This is a genomic window from Pseudoalteromonas sp. PS1M3, from assembly GCF_016865405.1.
Lineage (GTDB): Bacteria > Pseudomonadota > Gammaproteobacteria > Enterobacterales > Alteromonadaceae > Pseudoalteromonas > Pseudoalteromonas marina.
In genome coordinates this window covers 107608-132345 of the sequence record NZ_AP022625.1, presented here as the reverse complement: position 1 = coordinate 132345, position 24738 = coordinate 107608, and the positions used below count along the sequence as shown (strand labels likewise).

15 protein-coding genes are annotated in these 24738 nt (G+C 40.5%); 5 read left to right on the top strand and 10 right to left on the bottom strand.

Features of this window, described 5'->3' with window-relative positions:
• Window positions 1–2085: 2085 nt before the first annotated feature.
• Complete coding sequence (locus tag PS1M3_RS17360; protein WP_203987810.1) at window positions 2086–3243, bottom strand: benzoate/H(+) symporter BenE family transporter; 1158 nt, start codon at window positions 3241–3243, stop codon at window positions 2086–2088.
• A 354-nt stretch (window positions 3244–3597) separates the two neighbouring features.
• On the opposite strand from PS1M3_RS17360, the gene PS1M3_RS17355 reads away from it, so the two are divergent.
• Together PS1M3_RS17355 and PS1M3_RS17350 are read left to right on the top strand one after the other, a co-directional pair.
• Window positions 3598–4296: a hypothetical protein gene (locus tag PS1M3_RS17355; RefSeq protein WP_203987796.1), complete on the top strand. Its 699-nt coding sequence runs from the start codon at window positions 3598–3600 to the stop codon at window positions 4294–4296.
• 159 nt (window positions 4297–4455) lie between these two features.
• On the top strand, window positions 4456–5199 hold the full coding sequence (locus PS1M3_RS17350; RefSeq protein ID WP_006793508.1) for a zinc-dependent metalloprotease family protein: 744 nt from the start codon (window positions 4456–4458) through the stop codon (window positions 5197–5199).
• Window positions 5200–5324: 125 nt separating this feature from the next.
• Here the strand turns inward: PS1M3_RS17350 and PS1M3_RS17345 are convergent, their stop codons facing one another.
• Complete coding sequence (locus tag PS1M3_RS17345) at window positions 5325–6548, bottom strand: alkaline phosphatase family protein (protein ID WP_138740016.1); 1224 nt, start codon at window positions 6546–6548, stop codon at window positions 5325–5327.
• Between the two features lie 191 nt (window positions 6549–6739).
• Between PS1M3_RS17345 and dgt the strand changes: the two genes are divergently transcribed.
• Window positions 6740–8206 carry a dGTPase gene (gene dgt, locus PS1M3_RS17340; protein ID WP_039037273.1) on the top strand — a complete coding sequence of 489 codons (1467 nt, stop codon included), beginning with the start codon at window positions 6740–6742 and terminating at the stop codon, window positions 8204–8206.
• Between the two features lie 168 nt (window positions 8207–8374).
• Window positions 8375–9991, top strand: coding sequence for a cell surface protein (locus tag PS1M3_RS17335; protein WP_203987792.1), 1617 nt, complete (start codon window positions 8375–8377; stop codon window positions 9989–9991).
• 1488 nt (window positions 9992–11479) lie between these two features.
• On the opposite strand, the gene PS1M3_RS17330 is transcribed toward PS1M3_RS17335, so the two are convergent.
• From PS1M3_RS17330 to PS1M3_RS17315, 4 genes are all read right to left on the bottom strand, one after another.
• A protein-coding gene (locus PS1M3_RS17330; RefSeq protein ID WP_086007399.1) for an IS3 family transposase occupies window positions 11480–13026 on the bottom strand; the annotation gives its coding sequence in 2 pieces (ribosomal slippage) (window positions 11480–12546 and window positions 12546–13026; 1548 coding nt in all).
• A gap of 534 nt (window positions 13027–13560) precedes the next feature.
• Complete coding sequence (locus PS1M3_RS17325; protein ID WP_203987789.1) at window positions 13561–14628, bottom strand: hypothetical protein; 1068 nt, start codon at window positions 14626–14628, stop codon at window positions 13561–13563.
• Window positions 14629–14721: 93 nt separating this feature from the next.
• On the bottom strand, window positions 14722–15852 hold the full coding sequence (locus PS1M3_RS17320; RefSeq protein ID WP_203987786.1) for a DUF1570 domain-containing protein: 1131 nt from the start codon (window positions 15850–15852) through the stop codon (window positions 14722–14724).
• A gap of 2 nt (window positions 15853–15854) precedes the next feature.
• Complete coding sequence (locus PS1M3_RS17315; protein WP_203987783.1) at window positions 15855–16337, bottom strand: hypothetical protein; 483 nt, start codon at window positions 16335–16337, stop codon at window positions 15855–15857.
• Window positions 16338–16796: 459 nt separating this feature from the next.
• Between PS1M3_RS17315 and PS1M3_RS17310 the strand changes: the two genes are divergently transcribed.
• Window positions 16797–19949, top strand: a complete 3153-nt coding sequence (locus PS1M3_RS17310) for a DUF3427 domain-containing protein (RefSeq protein ID WP_203987781.1) — start codon at window positions 16797–16799, stop codon at window positions 19947–19949.
• 57 nt (window positions 19950–20006) lie between these two features.
• Here PS1M3_RS17310 and PS1M3_RS17305 read toward each other — a convergent pair whose 3' ends face one another.
• The 4 genes from PS1M3_RS17305 to istA all read right to left on the bottom strand — a co-directional run bounded on the left by PS1M3_RS17305 (window position 20007) and on the right by istA (window position 24585).
• A complete protein-coding gene (locus PS1M3_RS17305) occupies window positions 20007–21167 on the bottom strand; it encodes a RelA/SpoT domain-containing protein (protein WP_203987778.1) in 1161 nt (386 codons plus the stop codon).
• Window positions 21168–21302: 135 nt separating this feature from the next.
• A complete protein-coding gene (locus tag PS1M3_RS17300) occupies window positions 21303–22052 on the bottom strand; it encodes a hypothetical protein (protein ID WP_239104512.1) in 750 nt (249 codons plus the stop codon).
• A 215-nt stretch (window positions 22053–22267) separates the two neighbouring features.
• Entirely contained in the window at window positions 22268–23023 is a 756-nt protein-coding gene (istB, locus tag PS1M3_RS17295; RefSeq protein ID WP_203984839.1) for an IS21-like element helper ATPase IstB, read from the bottom strand.
• Between the two features lie 11 nt (window positions 23024–23034).
• Complete coding sequence (gene istA, locus PS1M3_RS17290) at window positions 23035–24585, bottom strand: IS21 family transposase (protein ID WP_008466912.1); 1551 nt, start codon at window positions 24583–24585, stop codon at window positions 23035–23037.
• Window positions 24586–24738: the final 153 nt, after the last annotated feature.

Below are 24738 nucleotides of genomic sequence, written 5' to 3'. Positions count from 1 at the left end.
TTTCGTTTAAAAGCAACGCTTTTACGGGGTATAAAGTAATTAACTCACCACCCAGAAGTGAAGGCCAGGAGAAGTGACCAAACCAATATTTTTTAACTCTGTGCAGCGCAAAGCGCCTCGGTGTGCTCTGTGGTTATATTTATTTTTAAATAACAAGAAGCTGCCGCTTCTAACGTGAGCAAGCTCTACGTCTACAAAAATAAACTAAACATTGGTATTGCCCTGATCATTCACTCCTCTTTGTGCATTACAGTTTTGTAAGCTCATTATTTCTAAATTTACTGGTAGACGCGCAGCTTACTGGCGTTTAAAAGCAACGCTTTTACGGGGTATAAAGTAATTAACTCACCACCGAGAAGTGAAGGCCAGGAGAAGTGACCAAACCAATATTTTTTAACTCTGTGCAGCGCAAAGCGCCTCGGTGTGCTCTGTGGTTATATTTATTTTTAAATAACAAGAAGCTGCCGCTTCTAACGTGAGCAAGCTCTACGTCTACAAAAACAAACTAAACATTGGCTTTGCCCTGATCATTCACTCCTCTTTGTGCATTACAGTTTTATAAGCTCATTATTTCTAAATTTACTGGTAGACGCGCAGCTTGCTGGCGTTTAAAAGCAACGCTTTTACGGGGTATAAAGTAATTAACTCACCACCGAGAAGTGAAGGAGAAGATCAGGAGAAGTGACCAAACCAATATTTTTTAAACTCTGTGTAGCGCAAAGCGCCTCGGTGTGCTCTGTGGTTATATTTATTTTTAAATAACAAGAAGCTGCCGCTTCTAACGTGAGCAAGCTCTACGTCTACAAAAATAAACTAAACATTAGCTTTGCCCTGATCATTCACTCCTCTTTGTGCATTACAGTTTTATAAGCTCATTATTTCTAAATTTACTGGTAGACGCGCAGCTTGCTGGCGTTTAAAAGCAACGCTTTTACGGGGTATAAAGTAATTAACTCACCACCGAGAAGTGAAGGCTAGGAGAAGTGACCAAACCAATATTTTTTTAACTCTGTGTAGCGCAAAGCGCCTCGGTGTGCTCTGTGGTCATATTTATTATTAAATAACAAGAAGCTGCCGCTTCTAACGTGAGCAAGCTCTACGTCTACAAAAATAAACTAAACATTGGTATTGCTCGGCTCATTTACTTCTCATTATATTCTCTTTGTGCATTACAGTTTTAAAAGCCAATTGATCACAAAGAGGGTAAGAGACGCTGCGCTTTTAGAGTAGTAATTAAGTGACTCGTTATTAAAACCAATAACTTAAATAAAGTAGCTTTGCTCTTCTCATTTACTCCTCATTCACTTCTCTTTGTGCATTACAGTTTTATAAGCCCATTATTTCTAAATTTACTGGTAGACGCGCAGCTTGCTGGCGTTTAAAAGCAACGCTTTTACGGGGGTTAATAAAATGATTGTGTTACCACGGAGAAGTGAAGGAGAAGATCAGAAAAAGTGACCAACCCAATATTTTTTTAACTCTGTGTAGCGCAAAGCGCCTCGGTGTGCTCTGTGGTTATATTTATTTTTAAATAACAAGAAGCTGCCGCTTCTAACGTGAGCAAGCTCTACGTCTACAAAAACAAACTAAACATTGGTATTGCTCTTCTCATTTACTCCTCATTTTATTCTCTTTGTGCATTACAGTTTTAAAAGCCAATTATTCACAAAGAGGGTAAGAGACGCTGCGCTTTTAGAGTTAGTGAAAAGCTCATCATTTACAATGCCATGGCTGAATTTACTGGTAGACGCGCTTTGCTTTCGTTTAAAAGCAACGCTTTTACGGGGTATAAAGTAATTAACTCACCACCGAGAAGTGAAGGCCAGGAGAAGTGACCAAACCAATATTTTTTTAACTCTGTGTAGCGCAAAGCGCCTCGGTGTGCTCTGTGGTTATATTTATTTTTAAATAACAAGAAGCTGCCGCTTCTAACGTGAGCAAGCTCTACGTCTACAAAAACAAACTAAACATTGGTATTGCTCTTCTCATTTACTCCTCATTCACTTCTCTTTGTGCATTACAGTTTTATAAGCCCATTATTCAAAAAAATTAAAAGGCGCCGCGCTTTTAAGTAACCCACCATCATTAACCCTTACGAGTGATCATTACTGTACATACGCCCGCTATAATTCCCCAAAAAGCAGATCCTACTGAAAACATCGTTAAATCAGACGCCGTAACTAAAAACGTCACTATTGCAGCCTCGGTATATTGAGAACCCGTTAACGCTTGCTGCAAACTATTTGCAATAGTGCCAAACAAAGCGATACCCGCCAACGCCAAAATAAGTGCCTGCGGCAAACTAGCCACCAAACCGACTAAAGTTGCAGCACACAACGCCATTAAAATGTAAAACACACCACCCGCAATACTTGCCCAATAGCGTTTATCCGGGTTTTTATCAGCCTCATCACTCATACAAATAGCCGCCGTAATCGCAGCTAAATTAATTGAATACGCTCCAAACGGCGCACAAAGTACATTTACTAGCCCCGTCACATTAAGCGTTGCCGAAATAGGCGCTTTGTAATTATGCGCCTTTAACACAGCAATACCTGGCAGATTTTGAGAGGTCATTGACACAATATATAAAGGTAAACCAATGCTTATACAGGCTTGTAAATTAAACGAAGGCGCAATATAGGTAAAGTGACTCATTTTCCACTGCAATGCGCTGGTATCTACATGGCCAAATTGCCACGCTAATAACACCCCCACAATTAACACGCTTAGCATGGCAAAACGCGCAAAAAAGCGCTTACCTACAAAATAAACCAATACCATTAACCCTATAACTAAGGGCATATCATTCATAAAATTAAATACATCAATACCAAAAGTAACCAGCACGCCTGCTAACATGGCACAGGCAAGTTCGCTGGGTATTCGGTTCATTATTTTTTCAAACCAACCCGTTATACCCGACAAAAAAACCAACAACGCGGCAAACATAAATGCTCCAACCGCCTCGTTTAGGTTATACCCCTGTGCGCTTGATATAAGCAAAGCAGCCCCAGTGGTCGACCATGCAATTAAAACAGGAACTTTGTAATAGTAAGATAAACCAATTGAGGTTGCTCCCATTACTAAACCTAGCATTAAAATCCAGCTCGCAACTAGGTCGGGCGTTCCCCCTAGGGTGATCACAACCTGATAAATTAATGCAATGGAACTAGCAAAACCAATAATCACTGCCACTAATCCAGCGGTTGCTCTGTTAAGTAATTGATCTGAAAACGCCATATATCCCTCTTGCATTTATTTTTATGCACACAACATACGTTGCTCAATTTCACATTGCAATTGGCTATTAGTGTAAGAATCGTGAATTATTTTCATTTTTATTTTAAAAAGTTTTGAGCCTTTAAATTATTGCATTTTAAAAAACAAACAAGTACCTATAAAAGCGCCACAGGCCGCATGAAGCCTACAAAAAGCAATACCTAAAATGTACTAAAAATAAGCTAACCATTACTTTACAACAACTTAAAAAATCAAAAAACAATACATTAATACTATAAAACCAAACTTGATCTAATTACTCACTTAGTATAAAACGTAACAAATAGTTAACCAAAAACACCAAAAGAGAAACAAATGAAGCGTTTAATCATTGCTGCCATTGCTACTGCGGTACTCGCATTTGCCATTTACAAAGGAGTAATTGAGACCAAAAAAGCCGAGGAGCCTACTGCTCCAATAGCGATCGATTTTGTTCCTATTGATCTGCAAAAAACACGCACAACCAAAGCGCCTGCGCCTATTGATATGAGTAAAGACCCTATAAAAGCCACGCCTAAAATAGAACAAACAGCCCCATTTGAAAGCTTTGACGCGGTAAACCGCTTATCAGATCGTGCCAAAGCAGTACTTACCAATGCCAAAGTACTGCCTACCGACCTTAATAACGAGGCCTACATAGAGTTTGATTTAGCCACTTTACAAGCACTAAAAACAGGCGAAAACTTTGATTTAGCTATTCCACAAACAACCGAAACTTATACAGCCGAAGTCACTAACGTTATTGAGTCGGCCAATGGTGACAAAAGTATTTTTGGAAAAGTACTTGGCGTTGACGGACGTATGCACAACACGGTACTTACCGTTGGAAAAGACGCTATATACGGTCAATTTACCGCACCTTCTGGTAACTACGTATTTGAAAGCAAAGGTCAATACGGCTGGATAGCCGCTAAACGCGATTTATATAAAAGCCATATTGAGCACGACGTAAGTGCCCCACAACCAAAAACTGATAACACTGCCGATATGTTTGCGCCTAAAACCGACGGCTAATCACTTATTCCGCCCGCTTAATTAAGTGCTATCGCGGATTGCTATTACCTAATTTTTTATATTAAGCCCCATTAAATGGCTGCTTAAGCGTGCTCGTTATGCTTAAGCAAAATTTAATAATAACTATATTAACCACTACAAGAGTAAGGAAATACAACAATGAAGAATGTAATCATCAAAACAGCAGTAGCAGCTGCATTGTGCGCTGCAAGCACAGCTCAAGCAGAAACAATCGATATTGGTATTTTATATACCGACCAGTCGGCTGCAGCAACCAGCAATATTAATACAAAAATTAACCAGCTTATTGCGTTTAGTAATCAAGTTTACAGCCAAAATGGCGTAGACATTACGCTGCGTTTAGTGGGCTCGCAAAACTTAGGCGACTACGCAATTACTCCATCTGAAGATTGGCTTAATGCAGTAACAAACAGCAGCTACGTAGATAACCTACGCACAGGCTGGAAAGCCGATATGGTAGCAGTGCTAGGTATGGGTCAAAGTGCAGGTGCTGGCTTAATTTCATGTGGTTTAGCATGGGTTGGACAAGGTACAAACGGCAACCTTTACAGCTCAATGAGCGATCGTATGTACTCAATTACAGCGATTGATTGTGGCGCAAGCACATTTGTACACGAGCTAGGCCATAACCAAGGCTTAGCGCATTCACGTAAACAAGGTGATACGTCGGGTGGTGTTTACACTGACGGCATGGGCCACGGTGTACAAAACGAGTTTGCAAGTATCATGGCGTACCCACAAGTATTTGGTAGCGCAACACAGTACGATTACTTCTCTAACCCAAATTGGAGCGTAAACGGTATTCCTTACGGTATTACAAACCAGGCATACGCAATTCGCACTGTAACGGCTACAAAAACAAGTATTGCTAACTTTAAATAAATGAGCACAAAAAAGCGGGCATATGTAATGCCCGCTTACGTTATTTTGTTAGTCTAATCCGTTTAATTAAGTGATCTATTTTGCGGATTGGTATTAGTCCCTTTGGAGCGCGTTATGCGCTCTTTTTAATGCACAACAACTTTTTGCTTAATAGCCGGCATTAACGTTTTACCATCGCCATCTACCTTATTTAATAGCTTTAAGCCCATTACTTTTGCAAGCACCGGATATATGTCGAGGTTATTTACTTTTTTAAGGCTTACACCTTGTTTAAATGCAGGCCCAGTTGCAATAAACGTGGCTGCCATGTCGTCTGTGTAAGCGTAACCGTGTGTGCCAACATAAGTCGATTTACCCTTACTGGTAAATACAGCAGGCGCGTTAGTTTGCACTATAATATCGCCCACTCGGCTCCCTTTATTATAATGATACCCAGCCAACTGCTCATCAGTTAACACTGTATAACGGCCATTTGCCGCCTCGCGTAAACGCGCTTTGTAATTGGCTATGTCGGCTACGCTGGTTTCGGGTTTTGCATATATTAGTAAACGCGGCCCCGTATTTTTAACTATAAAACCGTCATCACTAGGTAACGTGTTTAACAAAATGCTTTTATCAGGATCAACAACCGCCATACCATGGTCCGACACAATCACTAAGTTCACATCTTGTTCTAATTTATTTAAACGCGCTTGCAACTGCCCCATTAACGTATCGAGCTGTTTAACTGCATCACGTGTTTGTGGCGCATCGGGGCCAAATTCGTGCCCCATGCTATCGACTAACGAAAAATAACTCGCAACAAAGCGAGGGCGCTGCGCCTTAGGTAAGCTCAACCACTGAATAATTTGGTCAACCCGGCCTTGGTACTCACTATGCTTAGAGTAATGATAAAAATAGTCGGGAGTCATACCATTAAACCGCGCATCAGACTCAGGCCAAAAATACGCCGCCGACTTAAGACCCTGCATTTTAGCTAAGTTCCACAGCGGAATGCCTTTTACCCACGTACTGTCGCCTAATGCTTTACCCATGCTGTAACACTCATTATTACGCGCTTTGTCGCAAAATTTGTTATCAACAATGCCGTGATTCACTGGCAATAACCCAGTCACAATAGAAATATGATTAGGAAACGTTTTTGTGGGGTAAACCGGTATTAACTTTTGTGCCCTTACGCCTTTATCGGCCATAGCTTTTAAATTAGGTGCACCGTGTTTTTCAATGTAGTCCCACCTAAAACCGTCAATCGACACAAGTACTACCGTTTGCTCTTTTGCTGCAAACGCCGTATGGCTGGTTAACACCAAAAGTGCCCACATCATCGCCGTTACAAATCCATACTTCATTACAAATACTCGCCTACATTAAAATACGTTAAATACTGAAAAATATAACTTTATAATACAATTGCCAGGCCTTAAATGATACAAGCACCTGTACCTAACTCCTCTAGGTGTATATATTAGCTAGTAAGTATTAAAAACGAATGACAACGCGCATTTAACTTGCCAGTCATCGCCACTAAACAAGGACACCGATGACTATCGACTTTAGTAAAAAAATAACCCCCGCACGTATGTACAGAACCACCTCTAATTTACAAATGGCGCTCGAAAGCGACCGTGGCCGCATAATGAACAGCGCCGCTATTCGTCGCTTGCAACAAAAAACACAAGTATTTCCGCTTGAGCGAAACGCCGCTGTGCGTTCAAGGTTAACCCACTCGCTTGAAGTACAACAAGTTGGCCGCTTTATTGTACAGCGTATTTTTGCCAACCTAAGCTTTGAGCAACAAAAAGATTATGGCTTAACCGACCTAGAACGCCCACTCGAAAGCCTAGTAGAAATGGCTTGCCTAATGCACGACATTGGCAACCCACCTTTTGGCCACTTTGGCGAAGCCGCAATAAACCACTGGTTTAATACTAATTTAGCCAGTGTAACGCCCGAGCGATGCCGCGAGCCAAACACCGGCATAGGCGTTATTTTTAAGCACCTAGCGCAAGACATTTGCAACTTTGAAGGCAACGCCCAAGGCATTCGTATTATTCACTCGTTGCAAACCCTTAACCTAACCTACAGCCAAAGTGCAGGTATTTTAAAATACACCCGCCCAGCAGGGCTTGATGTAAAAGACATACCCCAAAATAAAAACTACTTAATGAAAAAAGTAGGCTACTACTACAGTGAAAAAGCCTTTATTGAAGCATTACAAAACGAGTTAACCATAGAGCCATACTGTCGTCATCCTGCCAGTTACATAATGGAAGCCGCCGACGACATATCCTACTGCCTAGCCGACATAGAAGATGCAGTAGAAAAAGGCATAATAACCATTGAGCTACTGTGCACCGTGCTTAAAAATCACTATCAAAAAGTACTTATAAACCTAACCATTGACGACACCGAACACCAAGACTTTGTTAGCAAAGCGGTAAACTACGCACTAGAGCGTGGCAAAGCACAACCGTATAACTTTAATAGCGAATTTTTTATATACCTGCGTGTAGCCCTGCTGCACCCGCTAGTTAACCATGCCGCAAAACGCTTTATAGAAAACATAGAACCCATTTATCACGGCGACTTTAACCATGCCCTACTAGAAGACCGAAGCCACTTGCATGCCGTAACACAAACGCTTAAACAAGTTGCCCAAGCGCATGTGTTTTCAGATAAAGAAGTAGAAAAGCTTGAGCTACAAGGCTACAGAATTATTAACGGCCTACTCGACAGCTACAAACCTCTACTGCAATTAACAAGTGACGACTTTAAACGCGCCCTAAATGGCGACAAACGCCTACTAATAGAATCAAGGCTTGTTAAAAAGCTCTCTAAAAAGCACTTAAACAGCTACCAACATGCCATAGACGCCATGCAAGAAGAGCCCGACCATTTTGCAGCCTACGAATTTTATTACCGATGCCGGTTAATTCAAGATTACATTAGCGGCATGACCGACCAATTTGCCTACGACGAATACCGCAGCCTAATGGTAATAAGCTAATTAAATAGCGCTTACTCAGCGCTATTTAATAACCGCCAGGCTAAGCTTTAATATTAAAGCAAATAAGCTTAGCCATATTCGCCCGCCATTAAGCGTAATACTCCCCTAGATAATTTTTAATTTTACGCTTAAAATCAACTTATTAATGTTTAAACGCTAACCGCCCTTATGACCACTTTACTCACACGCCTGACGCTTTGTTTTGCCTTATTTTATAGTGTTAATAGCGCTGCTTATAACGAAGCAATGTGCATACTTATAAAGCAAGAAGTACAGCAATACAGTAATAACAAAACAAGCGAAAAATACCGTAAAGCGGCGCGTGATTACAAAAAACATTGTAACAAACCTAAGCAAGTACTTACTCAGCCTAAACCTGTAGTAAAAGAGCCAGAGCCAAGCGTAATAATAACCCAACCACAACCAAACAGTGTGCAACCTACTCCGGTTATTGAGCCCACCAACCAAACCACCGATGGGCTAATTGACGAAAAAACACTAAACTTAACCGATGAGCAAAAACAGCAAATTAGCGACATGATTGACGCTAACGCAAGCGAAGTAACCATAAATGTAGAGCCTACACAACCTACACCTACTGAAAAAAACGAGCCTAACACTTCGGCTAACAACCAAACGCTAGCAGAGCCAATAGTAACTCAAAAACGTGAACAAGCTTCAGCACAAGTGCTTGAGGAAGAATCAAAAAAAGTACAAGAGCCAGCGCAAAGCCAAGTAACAGAGCAAGCGACACCGGTTAAACAACCCACAGAGCCATCAGTAGCGCCGGTGATAAAACCAGCGCCAGTGATTACTCCGCAACCAGCGCGCGAGCAACCTAGCTCGTTATTATTACCAAGTTTTGTATTAGTACTGGTTGTGCTTATTGGCGCAATGGTGATCATTCGTTTGCGCCGCGCAAAACAAACCAATGCCAGCGCAGCCGTTACAGCGGTTAGTACGCAAACACAAAATACACAAAGCGCCGAAAAACAAACAGCTAATGTAACCTCAGAGCAACAGCAACCAAAAACTACACACAAAACACCGGCACCCAGTGAGCAATCGGCTACAGAAACAGCCGAGCCAAAAGCCCCTACTAACGACGCCGTTACTAATGACAAACCAAGCGAAGAAAAACCACAACCCAATACCGCCGAGTTTGAAGCCGCAGCTAAAACTACATTAGAGCGTATTAAAAACGCCAGCAGCTTTAACGAACCGCAAGTACGCGACTTTGATCCAGATGCAAAACCAGTAAAAAAACAGCGCAAGCACAGCCCAGTAAAACCAGAGCCAACACCAGCAAAGCCTATAGAAAAAACTGAACAACCAGCAGAGCAAACACCTGAGCCGCTACCAACAAGTACACCTGCTAAATTAGATAAACCCGAACCAGAAGCGCCTGCATTTAAAACTGAACACGACTTTAAAGAGCCCGAAGTACGCACGTTCGATCCTAATGCACCACTGCCCGGCAAAAAGAAAAAACCACGTAAAACAGAGCCAACACAAACTGAGCCGGAGCCACCAGCGCCACAAAACACCCCTGAAACAATGCAACCAGAGCCAGAAGCATCTGAGGCAAAAGCCGAGCCAAAAACCCCTACAGCAGAGCCTAAAAAAGCAGATACCAACAACCCATTTGCCAACCTATCACTTGATGCAAGTTGGGACCCAAACTCAGCCGAAAAACCCAAAATAGAAGAAAAACAACGCGCCCCTAAATCACAAGCACTAATAGACGCAGAAGAACGCGCTAAAAAGCTACAAACAAAAGAGTAGCAACCTCACTCAATCCTCTTTGTGCATTACAGTTTTATAAGCTCATTATTTCTAAATTTACTGGTAGACGCGCAGCTTGCTGGCGTTTAAAAGCAACGCTTTTACGGGGGTTAATAAAATGATTGTGTTACCACGGAGAAGTGAAGGAGAAGATCAGAAAAAGTGACCAGCCCAATATTTTTTAACTCTGTGTAGCGCGAAGCGCCTCGGTGTACTCTGTGGTGATATTTATTTTTTAGCAAGAAGCTGCGCTTCTAACGTGAGCAAGCTCTACGTCTACAAAACCAAGCTAAAAATAGCCCTATTCACTTTGGCTCCTCATTCGCTTCTCTTTGTGCATTACAGTTTTATAAGCTCATTATTTCTAAATTTACTGGTAGACGCGCAGCTTGCTGGCGTTTAAAAGCAACGCTTTTACGGGGGTTAATAAAATGATTGTGTTACCACGGAGAAGTGAAGGAGAAGATCAGAAAAAGTGACCAACCCAATATTTTTTAACTCTGTGTAGCGCGAAGCGCCTCGGTGTACTCTGTGGTGATATTTATTTTTTAGCAAGAAGCTGCGCTTCTAACGTGAGCAAGCTCTACGTCTACAAAACCAAGCTAAAAATAGCCCTATTCACTTTGGCTCCTCATTCGCTTCTCTTTGTGCATTACAGTTTTATAAGCTCATTATTTCTAAATTTACTGGTAGACGCGCAGCTTGCTGGCGTTTAAAAGCAACGCTTTTACGGGGGTTAATAAAATGATTGTGTTACCACGGAGAAGTGAAGGAGAAGATCAGAAAAAGTGACCAGCCCAATATTTTTTAACTCTGTGTAGCGCGAAGCGCCTCGGTGTACTCTGTAGTGATATTTATTTTTTAGCAAGAAGCTGCGCTTCTAACGTGAGCAAGCTCTACGTCTACAAAACCAAGCTAAAAATAGCCCTATTCACTTTGGCTCCTCATTCGCTTCTCTTTGTGCATTACAGTTTTATAAGCTCATTATTTCTAAATTTACTGGTAGACGCGCAGCTTGCTGGCGTTTAAAAGCAACGCTTTTACGGAGGTTAATAAAATGATTGTGTTACCACGGAGAAGTGAAGGAGAAGATCAGAAAAAGTGACCAACCCAATATTTTTTAACTCTGTGTAGCGCGAAGCGCCTCGGTGTACTCTGTGGTGATATTTATTTTTTTAGCAAGAAGCTGCGCTTCTCACGTGAGCAAGCTCTACGTCTACAAAACCAAGCTAAAAATAGCCCTATTCACTTTGGCTCCTCATTCGCTTCTCTTTGTGCATTACAGTTTTATAAGCTCATTATTTCTAAATTTACTGGTAGACGCGCAGCTTGCTGGCGTTTAAAAGCAACGCTTTTACGGGGGTTAATAAAATGATTGTGTTACCACGGAAAAGTGAAGGAGAAGATCAGAAAAAGTGACCAACCCAATATTTTTTAACTCTGTGTAGCGCGGAGTTTTTCAAGTTAGTTGTCGCCTCAAGTTAAATTTTATGCCGCCCGCATTTCTTCTTTTTTCTCAGGGTTTAAATTTACTTCATTTATCATTGACCAGTCTCGTGACTTCCCTGACCAACGGCTTGGGTTATTCAATTTAGCTGCGTCGTTTACCTGCTGACGCTTAGCTAATATTTCTTTATCTAAACCTGAATGACGTTGGTTTGGCGTCACAAATTTTATACCACTGTGTAGGTGCTCATTATTGTACCAATCAACGAACCCACTTACCCATTCTCTTGCTGCGCTTATATCTTCAAATGGCTTTTCTGGGTATTCTGGGCGATACTTTAACGTTTTAAATAACGACTCAGAGTATGGATTGTCATTACTTACTGACGGTCGACTAAATGATGGCACAATCCCTAACTCCTGTAATGTTGCCAGTAATGTCGCGCCTTTCATTGGGCTGCCATTATCTGAGTGTAACGTAACTTGCTCGCGCTTTATTTGCTCCCGACTGCAAATATCCTTCATTAAATCTGCGGCTAATTCACTTAACTGTGAGTCGTAAACTTGCCAGCCAACAACCTTTCGACTAAAAATGTCCATCACTAAATATAAGTATAAAAATTGCCCTTTTACGCTCGTTGGTAAATAGGTGATATCCCAAGTGTAGACTTCATTTGCACGCACTGCTTTCAATACTCTTGGCTTTTTTATCGGCTTAGCTGGCTTTACTTTTTCTCTATGCGTTAATAAGTTATGTGCCTTCATGACACGATAAAACGAACTTTCAGACGCTATCCATATGCCCTTATCAAGCAGCTTAGGGACTATTTTACTGGCCGGTAAATGCCCATATTCGGCTGAATTAGCCGTATTAATAATGCGCTGCCGCTCTAACTCTGTGAGACGGTTAGGCGGCTGTTTTTTCGTACTCGTCCGTTTGTCAGTCATATCGTCTGCTTCAATCCACCGCTGAACGGTTCTTAGTGTCAGTCCAAGTAACTCACATGCCTTTTCTTTCCTTGCCCCTGAAGCCTGTGCGTTTGTGATAAGCGTTATTAATTCATGTCGCTCAGTCGCTGTTGTTAATCGTCCTCGTTGAAACCCCAAAGTGCATCCGCTTTTTTTTTGAGTACAAGTAGAGCGGCAGTTTCAGCTAAGGCCTTATCTTTGCGATTCAGTTCTTTTTGCAGTTGCTTTATTTCTTGCTTAAGCTGTTTACTGTCTGACTTTACTGTTTTATTTGAAGGTGGTGTTACTAAGTCTTTCTTCCATTGCTGAATATGATGCGGATAAAGCCCTATATTACGGCAGTATTCATTTATGGCGGCTTCATCTAAACTTCCACACTCAATTACTGCGTTGAGTCTTTCTTCTAAACTCCAGTCTTGTGGTCGTTTTTCTGCTGTCATTTGGCTACCCGTCTGGTGTATTTCAAGTTGATGCTTTTTTGCCAGTGCTATCCAACGTTGTAACGTTGAATAACCGACACCTAAGTCATCTGCAATATCTTCTAAGCGAACATCATCACATTGAGATAATGCTTTTTCAACAGCTTGAACTTTAAACTCTTGTGTAAATTGACGTTTCATTTTATTTGCCTCTGCTAAATGTTAGAGGCGACAACTATCCTGACACAGGGGGAGCGCGAAGCGCCTCGGTGTACTCTGTGGTGATATTTATTTTTTAGCTTCCAACGTGAGCAAGCTCTACGTCTACAAAACCAAGCTAAAAATAGCCCTATTCACTTTGGCTCCTCATTCGCTTCTCTTTGTGCATTACAGTTTTATAAGCTCATTATTTCTAAATTTACTGGTAGACGCGCAGCTTGCTGGCGTTTAAAAGCAACGCTTTTACGGGGGTTAATAAAATGATTGTGTTACCACGGAGAAGTGAAGGAGAAGATCAGAAAAAGTGACCAGCCCAATATTTTTTAACTCTGTGTAGCGCGAAGCGCCTCGGTGTACTCTGTAGTGATATTTATTTTTTAGCAAGAAGCTGCGCTTCTAACGTGAGCAAGCTCTACGTCTACAAAGCCAAGCTAAAAATAGCCCTATTCACTTTGGCTTCTCATTCGCTTCTCTTTGTTCTCTTTGTGCATTACGCTTTTAAATAACTAACACACTTTAATAAACAGGAATAAACTCGCCCTCAACCTGCTGCGATGCCTTTAACCACACTAAATACGCCTGCTCGTAATCTATAAAATAGGTAGAAAGCGCATTTAAAATCACCTCATTCTCAAGCGAATTGCACGGATTTTTAGCCTCAGCCTGCACAATTGCCTTTAACACCCTTCTACCCTGCTTATGCTGAATAAAAAACGCCAACCAATTATTCGCATTTGCGTATAAATCGCCACGGTAAGACTGCTGCTCCCACAACGCCTCTGAATCAATTAACGACCTAAACTCCATATACGTCCGGCGTACACGGTAGGTAGGAATAGCAATAGTTCGGTTAGTTTTATAAATCAGCGTGTTTTCAAAAACCTCAGCTATTCCCTCGTTTAACCAACTAGAGGTACTGCCAATTAAATTAAAATTAATGACATGCATTGCCTCGTGAATTGCTACGCGTAAACTACTTTGCGGATCGGCCTTATCAAACCTCACTAACGCCGTATTATTTTTACCAAAGTAAATCCCCGCATTGTTGCTTGGTAAAGCCCCAAAGCGCGACACATAATCGTCGTAATAATTATTAGGTAGTACAACCAAGTTCATTAAAATGGGTTTGTCGGGGTATAAACCAAATAAGTTTTGATACTTTTCGTATGCTTTAAATAAACGAATACGCAGCGTTTTATGATAATCGCTATTTACATTAGGGGTAATTAAATTAACAGAGGTGTAAGGGCCAATATCAAATTTTTCGGCTGTAAAATCGAGATTATCGTTTAACTGCGACAGCTCACTTTGCGCGTATTCAAGTTCTTCAGGGTCATGAATCAACTCGCAACTATTTTGCTGCACTGGGGCAGGTTTTGGCTGAGCTTTTACTTTACTAGCTACATTATCAACACGCTTATAATTAACGGTTTCAGTAGTATACACATGCGTATAACTCTCAGCATTTTCAGCTTTGTGCGTATAGTTATTTACTTCAACCACAGCGGTATTTGGTTTATAAAAAAAGTGTAAAACCAGCAACACCACAACCAACAACAATACATGACGTGTTTTTATTTTCATTAAATTAGCTCAGCATAATAGTTAAACAACAATACTTAAAAAACAAAACTCACACTAGGGCTAACGCTAAAAATAACTAAAATGTCATTGTTATTAAAAGTTATGCGCCTTAAACGGTGTTTTTAACCACTGGGCATAAACCTTACTAAAATTAGGAAACTCAGAGTGCAGCATGCTTTTTAACTGCTTGGGCTGCAATTTATTACAAGGCGACTCCTGCTCGGCTAGCATTATATTTTTAAGTAATATTCTCCCCTGTGATGAATCCATCAAAAAGTAAATTGTCGCCCAACTACTTGCGTATAATTTACTCGTATTGTTTTGTTTCCACGACTCTTCTGAACCTATTAACCTGCTAATATTAAAAACGCCCTTAGCGAGTTTATTATTTATTGTCCACGAATTATTAGGCTCTACAATACCGGTTTGCATATGGTTTTTAGTAATTTCAAAGTACTCTGCAAACCCTTCATTTAACCACCTAGGCGTATAACCTAGTACAGCTTTATTAATCGCATGAACCGCTTCATGCACCGCTGTGCTCATTGCATTTTGAGTATTTCTATACTCTATAAACGCAGAGTTATTAGCATGAAAATACATTCCCACTGAATTTCTAGGGTCGCCACCGCGCTGCTTAATAGCCACCTCATAAGAGCCTCTAGTAGGCAGAACTGTTAAATTTAACTTCACTTTTTTAAGTGCATGCACACCAATTATTTGACCATAAACCTTAAAAACAGTATTTAGCTTTATGCTTAAAGCTTGGTTAAAAGACGACGGTAACTTTGGGGTATTTAAGGTTAAATCAAAGTAATCGAGCGGCGCTTTAAAACCTGAATCGTACGTTGCAACTGCAAAGTTAGGTTTTTCATCGGTAAAATGCACAACGCCTTGGCTATCTGTCCAAGTATAAATATCGCCATTGCGTTCATATTTAACTTCCCCTAAAGAGGTATCAACACACCGAGTAATATCGGCCTGCGGAAAATGAAAATCAGTAGACGCTTTATTGCCCTGAACTTTAATAGCACTTTTATTTATTGCTGTTTTTGTTACCGATGGCTCTAAATTTTGTGTGCTTAAACGTTTATAAATGCGCTTAACTTCACCAATCGGATCGTAAAAATTAAATACACGCCCCGTTAAATGGTTAGCCACTAAGCCACAAGCAATTACAAACAAAAAAAATATAAACACAACACGCAACTTAGTTTTAAACATAATTACGGCTTCCCTTTCCACTGCGCTTCAAACAATGCTTTTTGTTTACCCCTATATTCACTGCACCAAACAAACTCTGATGTGTTCATTCCTTTTTTACGGCAGCGCTCAGGCAACTTATAAAATTTTGACCATGCATCTAGCTTTGCTTTATTACTATAGCTATCGCTATATAAAGACATAGTCGCCACTTTTTGATTCAGTAATGTACTGTTATTTGAAGAGTAAGCCCGTGCAGGTTTAACGTATTGGCGTGTAGCGGCTTTTTTGGGTTTATCGCAATGATTAGCAAGCTGTTTAAATAAAAAAGTAAAGCGAGTTTTGAGTCTTTCACCTTCAGCGGCTTTGTAACCCTGCCGCATTTTTGAACGAATATGTTCACGCTCTTTTTTAATGCCATCGCAACGCGATTGCGAGTAAACATCGCCGGCAAAAACTTCAGCGGTAAATAAAGTAGTAGAAACTACCAAAATCCATTTAATCATCACTTTTCCTTTACTTGCAGTGCTTAAAATTTATTTTTATAAAGCAGAATATAAGTGATTGGTGTTAATTTATAAATACAATGATTAATAAATCTGTAGGCGCAAAGCTTGCTTGCGCGAAAGCGCAGCTTTTAAAATAATTTACTTATATCGCGTTGGCGATGGCAACCAAGGGGCGGATACCGCCGACCGCCCCTTGGAACCCCACGGCGCCCCGAGTATTTTGCAATTACCTCAAAGTCTAAATCGATATGAACGTAACTGCCGTGTATTCGCCATCCATGGCGAAGTCACGGCTTCGATTGCTTCCATGCAATCAATTACTCATCAATTGAGTCTTTTCGGGCAAAATGACGGGGGAATTGTCTTAGCATTAGTCTTTAATTCAATAATGAGTTAATGCTTGTTTACAATGCACTTTTTAGTAAACTAACTACTCGCAAACAGGGAGTGGTTTCAATGCAGCAAATTGGTATTTACGAGCAGTTAATTACAAAAGTAATTGAGCAAAACTTAAATCGTGATCAATTTTATGTGGGTGAGCGCCAGCTTGAAACGGCCGAAGCGGCTACATGGCTTTCACGTTTTTTAAATAAACTTGTAACGCATGCAATCGATGCCATTCCTAACTCGAACGAGCGCCTACAAGAACAGATTAGCCTAGCTAATAGCCTTGTACTTTGGCTTAAAGATCATATTCGTGATGACGAGCTAATTAACGAAAACCTTATCGACAGCCAAGGCCGAATACTTACCGCGCTGTTTAATACCCAAAACCCGATTGCGGCCAACCTTAAAGATTACTCAAGCGATATATTTCCACTTACAGGGCTTACACAAAGTGAATTATTTAGCGGTGCTAATGCAGGTATATCGCTCGAAACCGAGCTAAAGCGCGAGATTAAATCGTCCGATACAATTTACTGGCTGGTCTCATTTATAAAATGGACGGGGCTGCGCATATTTAAAAATGAGCTTGAAGCCTTTACTAAAAGCGGCAATAAACTCAAAGTAATTACTACTTCATACATGGGCGCAACGGATGCTAAAGCGGTTGAGTTTTTGGCAAACCTACCAAATACCGAAGTAAAGCTAAGTTACAATAACCAGCAAGAGCGCCTACACGCAAAGTCATACTTATTTATGCGCAATACGGGTTTTCATACTGGTTATATTGGCTCGTCTAATTTATCGCATTCGGCTCTTACCAGCGGCCTAGAGTGGAACTTAAAAATTACCGCGCAAGAAATTCCACACATAATAGCTAAAACCAAAAGTACCTTTGAAACCTACTGGCAATCGCCAGATTTCGAGCTATTTACAGGCAAAGCTGAATGTAAAGAAAAGCTAATAAATTCTCTTAATGAGCAACGCGGTGTTGGGCAATCAAGCAGCCAGTTTTATTTTGATATAACACCAAAAACGCACCAGCTCGCTATTTTAGAAAAACTAAGCGTTGAACGTAGCGTGCATAATCGTTTTAAAAACCTAGTGGTAGCTGCAACAGGCACGGGTAAAACCATTATATCGGCGTTCGACTTTAAAACCGTTTACGATAAAAACCCAAACGCACATTTTTTGTTTGTAGCCCACCGAGAAGAAATACTAAAGCAAGCGCAAAGCGCTTACCGTGGCGTGCTTAAAAATAACGACTTTGGCGAGCTGTGGGTAGGTAACTACAAGCCACAACGCTACAACCAATTATTTGCGTCAATACAAACATTAAACAGCCAAATTGAATCGCTCAATTTAACCCACGATTACTATGACTACATAGTAATAGACGAAGTACATCACGTAAGCGCTGCCAGTTATCGCACTATTTTAAGTTACTTTACACCCACAATATTACTTGGCTTAACCGCTACACCAGAGCGACAAGATGGCGCAAATATACTCGATGACTTTTGTGGGGTAATAGCCGCTGAAATTCGCTTGCCAGAGGCAATAAACCAACGCCACTTATGCCCATTTCAATATTTTGGACTAGATGACGATACCGACCTAAGCCAAATAACATGGCGCGGTGGCCGTTACGATATAAGCGAGCTAAGTAACCTTTATACAGGGGAAAACAGCCGCGCTAACAAAATTATATCCAGCCTTGCTGATATAGTGACTAATCTTCACCGCATTAAAGCGTTGGCATTTTGCGTAAGCCAAAAACACGCAGAGTTTATGGCGTCTAAATTTAACTTAGCTGGGATAAACGCCGATGTACTGACCAGTAAAAACACCAATGAGCGCGCGGCCAAACAACAAGCTCTGCGCCAAGGCGAAATACAAATACTGTGCGTGGTTGATATTTTTAACGAAGGTGTGGATATTCCAGAGGTCGATACTCTGTTATTTTTACGCCCAACGGAAAGCCTAACCCTGTTTTTACAGCAATTAGGCCGTGGCCTGCGCCTGCCCGACAACAGCCAAAAGCAATGCTGTACGGTACTCGACTTTGTAGGCAATGCTCGCCCAGAATACGACTTTGCCAGTAAATTCCGCGCACTGATTGGTAAAAGCAACCAACCAATAAAAACCGAGATTGAAAACAACTTCCCGCATTTACCGCTGGGTTGCCGTATTGAGCTGCAAAAACGTACACAACAAACAATTCTAAAAAACATTCAGCAAGCTATAAATACAAAGCGCCGTTTACAGCAGCTGATAAATAGCTATTCGCAACATACCAATGACACGCTAACGCTAAGTAACTTTTTACGTATAAACCCGCAAGTCACGCTGGAAGATATATACAAACCAAAAGATAAAAAGCTCGGCGGCTGGCACTGGTTAAAAGGCGATGAAATATCCGCAGAGCAAGCCGACATTTACGCCGCCTATTACCGCGCAATCAACACCCAATTACTCGGCTGCGACTCTCTCAGCTACTTATGCTTTTTACGTGATTTATGTAACAACGACTTTAGCTTTACGCCAACGCCACAAAACCAACAGTACGCGCTAATGGCGCATTACAACTTTTGGGATACCACAGGCACAGGTTTAGGTTTTAAAACGCTTGAGCAAAGCTTACAAGCTCTTAAACACAAAGCGCTACAGCATGAACTTGCCCAAGTAATTACGCTATTAATAAACCGTATTCACCAACAAGAAAGCGATTTAACGTGTTTACCTAATCACGCAATAAAATTACACAGCCGCTACACACGCCAACAAATACTCGCAGCGTTTGGCGCTCACTCGTTTGATAAAAAATCGACTGCCCGCGAAGGTATACTAGAATTTAAAAACCAAAACCTAGAGCTATTATTTGTAACACTCAACAAGTGCGAAAAAACCTACTCGCCCACAACGCTGTACCACGATTACGCAATCAGCCCTACCCTGTTTCATTGGCAGACGCAAAACAGCGCACGCCCAGAACACGGCCGCGGCCTAAGTTATATTCAGCACCAGCAAACAGGCAAAACCATCCTGTTATTTGTTCGCGAACAAGGCAAAGATGAAAACGGCCGAACCATGGGATTTGTAAACTACGGTGAGGTTAAATACCAAAATCACAACGGTAGTCAACCAATGAATATTACGTGGGAATTAACCAACCCCATGCCAAGTGAAATGTGGCATGAGGCAGGGAAATTGGCGGTTGGGTGAGTTAACGGCTAGCACACACACAATATTTATTTTATTTCAGTTTACTTGATTTCAGCTCTACGAAATATAATTTTGAAAATTGGCAGGGACTAATATTTTCTCAAGGAATAATTTACTTTGTGCCCTACTTTTGAACAGCTCTTCGGCATCATGAATAATGTTTAGTAATTCAATAAATTGGCTGGAATCAGCAAAGAAATTGGGATATGCCTGTTTGATTTCATTAACATGGTCAGTATAAACCAAGGCAACCATTATACTTTTTTTCTTATCGGCTGATTCTTTTTCGGCTTGTGTGTATTTAAACTCAGCTTCCTTTGAATCGCTTTCTTCGTAAATTTCATAGTTTAATAGGTGCTCATCTAGATCTATTTTAATCAAAATATATCCACTGACCTTAATATCTTTTAGGGCTTGATCCACTATTTGTAAAGAGTTTGCAAAAGCATTCAACTTTTCAATAACTTTTAATTTCCTAGACATTTTTACCACATCTAAACAACCAGAAGCTAAGCCTTTATTTTCAACCAACCTACTTAAGTAAAGTTTTAATTTTTTAGTATTATCCAAATTAGAAAAAAGATGTATATCATCCATAGCTGCATACTGAGTACTTATTTCAACAAAAAAATCTGACCATGCTTTTTTCCCTTGGTTTGTTTTTAAGGATTGGTTTGTAAAAAGATCAATAATTTCTAATGCCGTCGCCCAGTAATGTTGAATCTTTGTTCTTATTTGCACTTCAATTCTGAAAGTCCTATTTGCATTATCTGGAAAATTACCAATTATATGGTAGCTCCTATAGCCATCTAGTTTGGGAGTTTTAATATAATCCTTATGTCGCACGCTAGTACCCATAGACTTAAATTCGGGTTTAGTTCTAAGTGAACGTACTACTTGCTCTACTTTTTTTGAATTCGCAACAATCACTCTGCAGCCGCCGACATCTTGCATGTTTTTAAGACTCATTTCAGGGAATCTTCTTAACTTTAGCTGAATTGAAGGGTATCTTTTTAACCGTTTGGCATATAGAGCATTTTTGTCAATGCCTTTAACGGTTTGTCGCAGCCTTTTTAATGCATTCTCCAATGGTTCTGTATGACATGAGCGCCAATAAGACAAAACATCTAATGTTTTAGAAAACAATTCAGGATCAGACATAATTTCATCACTCAAAAAATTTCTACCCGCTTTCGTTATCTGCTTGCCCGAATACATATTTGTCGTTCCTGTTTTTCTAAAAAAGGTTTTCTCTGTCCATAAATAATTTTGCACCTACAAACAAAGTCATACTTACCGTTATCATACTTCAATAGCACTATAAGAAATCACATCGAAAATTTAATTAACCCTTTAAAGATTCTTCGCTATCAACTCAGCTTTTAATAAACCACCCTTAGTCAATAACTTAGGCGCAAAGCTTGGGTTTCGCTTTGACTTATAAGCATCAAGTATTAATTTAAGCCCATGCGCTTCTAACAATGAAATATTAACTTCAGTATCCATCTCGGCTGATTCGATAAAATCATCTGAAAAGCTAGGGGCTATTATTAATACTTGTGCTACGCGTTTACCCTGATTTTCAGCGCGGGTTACATAGGCTTTTACTTGGCGAGAAGTTGTTGAGTATTTAGCAAAATCACCATTTTTACAGGTTTTTGCCTCACCAATAATTATGTCGTTATCACTGAGTGAAATTACAATATCGGCTTTATCTTTAGTGGTGTTTAAATCTTTACGGAGATCTTCATCAATATTAAGTTCTAGTAGTTCAAAAATAGCTTTTGTGACTTCTTCAAACTTAACGCCAATATCAGCTTCAATTACATCAGCGCCCGCCTCTCTTAGCGCATTAATATCACGACGAGCTAGTGCATCATAATTTTCAATCAACTTATCTGTCGCATTAGCAAAGCTCTCTAAAATAGCAAAGCGTGGGTTTCCACGCTTAGATAAGCCCATACTGTCGCGAACTTCTTTTACTTCGTCGTTTGAGAGTAAATATAAAATGTCATGAGGTGTGATACTCAAAGCTCGTAGCTTTTCAGTATCTATCACTTCGTTAGCTTCGAGTTCAAACGCTTCCTTTAACACAGCCTGCATTGTTGGGAAGTGTTCTTCTAATGTTTTTAGTAGCTGTTTAAATCCACTAGCGCTAAGTGAATCAAACTCTTTTTCTGTTGCACCTGATAGTGATGATAATATCAGACCAATGCGCTCATCTAAGGTTGTGCCTAGTGCGTATTCTCATGACTTTGATCACCGATTCTCATCAGCTTTGATCGCTTGATTTATCATTTTGTAGAGCCATTTTTAAATTAACTTAACTGATCATCATCAGTCAATTCATTTAACTGTTTTCGTATCGATTCTCCTTTTAAATTCAACTTAATTGCACCATGAATCAGCCTATCTAAAATAGCATCAGCGTGCGTTGATTCGCCGATCATTTGGTGCCAGTTTTCCTGTGGTAACTGACTAATGATGATGTGTGATTTATAACCATATCTAGCATCGATTAATTCAAGTAAGTCGCTTCGTTGCTGAGCACTGAGTGGCTCTAGCCCCCAATCGTCTAAAATAAGTAAGTCGTATTTAATGAGTTTACCCAATAATTTTCGATAACTGCCATCGGCCTGTGCTAGAAATAGACTTTCAAGTAATTCTTTTAATCGAATATAGAAGACACTTTTTCCTTGTAAACAGTGCTCGTGACCCAATGCACACGCGAGGTAGGTTTTGCCACAGCCTGTGGCGCCTGTAATTAATATATTCTGATGTAAACTCAGCCAGGTGCTTTGGCTGAGGCCGCGTATTTGTGCTTTATCTAGATTACGCTTCGGCGAGTAAATGAGTTGATTTAACTGACCCGGTACGCGGAATTTTGCTTGTCGCACCAGTCGCTCTATTTTTCTTTGGTTACGCGTATCAATTTCATGCGTTAGCAATAAACTGACGCGCTCTATAAAGCTTTGTTCTTGATATAGGTTTGGCTGTTCAAGCTGCTGCTTGAGTGCTTGCTTTATACCCGATAACTTGAGCAATTGAAGTTGCTGATTAATTGTTTCTATCATGTTTACATTCCTTAATGGTAGTAATCTGTGCCACGTATGTTGCTGTGTGTAATTGGCTTTTCTGGCTCTGTTTGGAGTGTGGGTAATGGTTGTTGGTCTAACCCTTTTTGCAGCATTTGCTTAATAGATCTGTGTGTGGTCGTATTCATGCAAATTGCTCGGTAACATGCTCGCTCGAGGCGTTCTTTTGAATACGTTTTAGCTAAACTTAATACCCCTAAACAGGTGCGATAAGCTTGCTCTGGATGACGTTTGCTATTAAGCAATAATTCAACGACTTGATGAGTATAATCACCGATACTCAATGCCCATGAGCGTAAATTTATCGGTGACTGCTCATGCTGTTTTTGATGCGCCTTTGGCATATGATGTGTCTGTGTCGTATGTCCGCCTAAACGGTTTGAGCGAGGATGCTGTGCTATTAAAGTGCCGTCATAATAAAGCTGCACGAGTTGATTGGATATGTGTGCGCGTAATTGTTTTTTAACCCACAGATAAGGCACGCTGTAGTAATGTTTTTCTATTTCAACATGGTAATCAATATGCACACGTACTGTTTTGATTTGTGTATATTGATAGGGCTTTTCAGGCAATGGCTTTAATGCGTTTTTATCCACCATATCAAATAGCTGTTTGCGTGATTGTTGATATTGCTTCATCACCTTATTGTTCATCATATCCAGTAGCTTTGCTATTTCATGATTGAGTTGCGCTAAGCTGTGGAAGGTTTGGTTACGTAAGCGTGCCATGATCCAACGCTCAACAATTTGTACGCCGACTTCAGCCTTCGATTTATCTTTGGGTTTATAAGGTCTAGCCGGAATGACAGCAACGTTAAAGTACTCGGCTAACTGGTGGTACGTCGGATTTAAATCAGGCTCGTAGCGACAGGTTTTACTGACAGCACTTCTGAGATTATCGGGAATAACAACGTCAGGAACGCCGCCTAAAAATTCAAAGCAACGCGCATGACTCATTACCCAATCTTCAAGTTGCTGACTATACGTTGCTTCAGCATAGGTATAATTTGATGCACCTAGTACAGCAACGAATATCTGAGCAGTGCGCTTTTCTTGTGTCGTCGGACAAGTAATGGTAATTGTGGGGCCACAATAATCCACAAACAGCTTTTCACCCCCTTTATGCTGCTGACGCATTGAGAGTCGCTGGGTACCTAACCATTGTTTATAAGCTCGGCAGAAGTGACTGTAGCTGTAATAAGGCTCACCCACTTTTTCAAGTAACTCATCAAATACGAGCTGTAATGTTAGGTGTTTATGTTGTTTTAAGTCTTTATTGATATTTAACCAGTCAGGCGTTGGGTGTCTTTTTTTACGCGTTGAGAAGCGCTTGAGTTTGGTGTTGAAAAATGTATTTTGCTGTTTATCCTCTGGTATTGGCCATTGATTTAAGCCTAACTCATTGGCCTTTTTAAGGTAATTAGCCACAGTACCAGGTGAAATATTTAAACTTCTGGCAATCTCTCGATGGGATAATTGTGCTGAGTACTTCAGCCGTAAAATGGAATGTAATTTACTCATAGATATAGGTCTTGTTGTCATTGTTGTTATCCTCATCAAACGATTCAGATAACGGTTTAACACACCTACAAAAATGATAAAACGTGAACTCGGTTACGAGTGGTATTAAGCTTTGATCGGCAAAATCATTAAGAGCATAAATGTGATCATTTACAAGTGATTTTAGTGATCAAA

Coding starts and splice junctions, on each gene's coding strand:
- PS1M3_RS17360 (WP_203987810.1), bottom strand. CDS start 3,243: ATGGCGTTTTCAGATCAATTACTTAACAGAGCAACCGCTGGATTAGTG.
- PS1M3_RS17355 (WP_203987796.1), top strand. CDS start 3,598: ATGAAGCGTTTAATCATTGCTGCCATTGCTACTGCGGTACTCGCATTT.
- PS1M3_RS17350 (WP_006793508.1), top strand. CDS start 4,456: ATGAAGAATGTAATCATCAAAACAGCAGTAGCAGCTGCATTGTGCGCT.
- PS1M3_RS17345 (WP_138740016.1), bottom strand. CDS start 6,548: ATGAAGTATGGATTTGTAACGGCGATGATGTGGGCACTTTTGGTGTTA.
- dgt (WP_039037273.1), top strand. CDS start 6,740: ATGACTATCGACTTTAGTAAAAAAATAACCCCCGCACGTATGTACAGA.
- PS1M3_RS17335 (WP_203987792.1), top strand. CDS start 8,375: ATGACCACTTTACTCACACGCCTGACGCTTTGTTTTGCCTTATTTTAT.
- PS1M3_RS17325 (WP_203987789.1), bottom strand. CDS start 14,628: ATGAAAATAAAAACACGTCATGTATTGTTGTTGGTTGTGGTGTTGCTG.
- PS1M3_RS17320 (WP_203987786.1), bottom strand. CDS start 15,852: ATGTTTAAAACTAAGTTGCGTGTTGTGTTTATATTTTTTTTGTTTGTA.
- PS1M3_RS17315 (WP_203987783.1), bottom strand. CDS start 16,337: ATGATTAAATGGATTTTGGTAGTTTCTACTACTTTATTTACCGCTGAA.
- PS1M3_RS17310 (WP_203987781.1), top strand. CDS start 16,797: ATGCAGCAAATTGGTATTTACGAGCAGTTAATTACAAAAGTAATTGAG.
- PS1M3_RS17305 (WP_203987778.1), bottom strand. CDS start 21,167: ATGTATTCGGGCAAGCAGATAACGAAAGCGGGTAGAAATTTTTTGAGT.
- PS1M3_RS17300 (WP_239104512.1), bottom strand. CDS start 22,052: ATGCAGGCTGTGTTAAAGGAAGCGTTTGAACTCGAAGCTAACGAAGTG.
- istB (WP_203984839.1), bottom strand. CDS start 23,023: ATGATAGAAACAATTAATCAGCAACTTCAATTGCTCAAGTTATCGGGT.
- istA (WP_008466912.1), bottom strand. CDS start 24,585: ATGACAACAAGACCTATATCTATGAGTAAATTACATTCCATTTTACGG.